Raw genomic sequence first — 992 nt, 5'->3', positions numbered from 1 at the left:
GGTTTTTTAGCAGACAGCCCTGAAATCATCAATGAATGGCATCGAATTGGAATAGAAAGTGGTGGTATCGCAATAGAAGAGCCTCCAGGTGTTCGTGGTTCCGGCTCGCGTCGATTGTATTTAGCTTACTTACGTGATCCTGATGGGAATAAAATTTGTACGACTCATTTTCTGCCAAGTGAAAGTGCGCTCTAACAAACAATTTAAGAGTGACTCCTAACGCTTGCCGATTTTACTCCGATTTGAATTTAGTGTTTACGGTGCAATGGTTTAGCTTAGGTGTCATAGCGTTGTCGCACCTTAATTGGGCGTTATGCGTATCGGAGAAATAGGAACTTATGGAACTTGAAAATTTTGAAGTAGTAAAGAATCAAGGTTGGTTTACTTTCAATTCAAAACGCGATTTAAAAGTACTGGGATTTAAAACTCAAAGACTAGCAAAAATGGATCTTGAGAAAACAAAGATTCAAGTTACTCTTGGCTCTACAGAGTTAGGACAAGAGCTTGGTTTAAACTCTGAAATTGGCACTTTGATTCTTGCCTTCTTTCCTGAACAAGAAGTTGAGTTCATCAGAACAACTAATGGTCAAAGTAGCAAGCCAGAGTATCCCAGCTTTGCTTACAGCGGGGCTTCCGATGAACTAAATAATTTCCTATTAAAACTGGAAAACTTAGCTCATGCGCGTGCAGCTGAGTCATACGCATAACAAAGCGTTTAAGACGGATTCCCAACGCTCGGCATTTTCGGCTTTCTTCAGTTTAAGTGTTTATGTCACAATGGTTTAGGCAGGGTGGTAGCGTTGCTCACCACTTAACGCGGCGTTATGAGCTTCCAAGAATTAGAAGGAAAGTATGGCAATTTTAGAAATTCTGACTGCACCAGACCCGAGGCTTAAGGTCAAAGCGGAAAAGGTGCAAGATCTCTCGACGGTACAAACATTAATAGACGACATGTTGGAAACGTTATATGCGACTGACAATGGTATTGGTTT

At 41.0% G+C, this 992-nt stretch carries 2 protein-coding genes and 1 pseudogene; all 3 read left to right on the top strand.

Annotation, left to right across the window (positions count from 1 at the left end):
• Positions 1-195 (top strand): annotated as a pseudogene (locus tag F0249_RS20015) (VOC family protein); the annotation flags it as partial.
• Positions 196-338: 143 nt separating this feature from the next.
• Positions 339-707, top strand: a complete 369-nt coding sequence (locus F0249_RS20010; RefSeq protein WP_171757649.1) for a hypothetical protein — start codon at positions 339-341, stop codon at positions 705-707.
• A 145-nt stretch (positions 708-852) separates the two neighbouring features.
• Positions 853-992 (top strand): peptide deformylase (locus F0249_RS20005; RefSeq protein ID WP_171757648.1); only part of this gene is annotated, 140 nt, incomplete at its 3' end.

Origin of the sequence: Vibrio sp. 03-59-1, from assembly GCF_013114135.1 — a bacterium.
GTDB lineage: Bacteria > Pseudomonadota > Gammaproteobacteria > Enterobacterales > Vibrionaceae > Vibrio > Vibrio cortegadensis.
The sequence above is the reverse complement of the archived record's forward strand: the minus strand, read 5'-3'. Positions and strand labels throughout refer to the sequence as shown.

Coding starts and splice junctions, on each gene's coding strand:
- F0249_RS20010 (WP_171757649.1), top strand. CDS start 339: ATGGAACTTGAAAATTTTGAAGTAGTAAAGAATCAAGGTTGGTTTACT.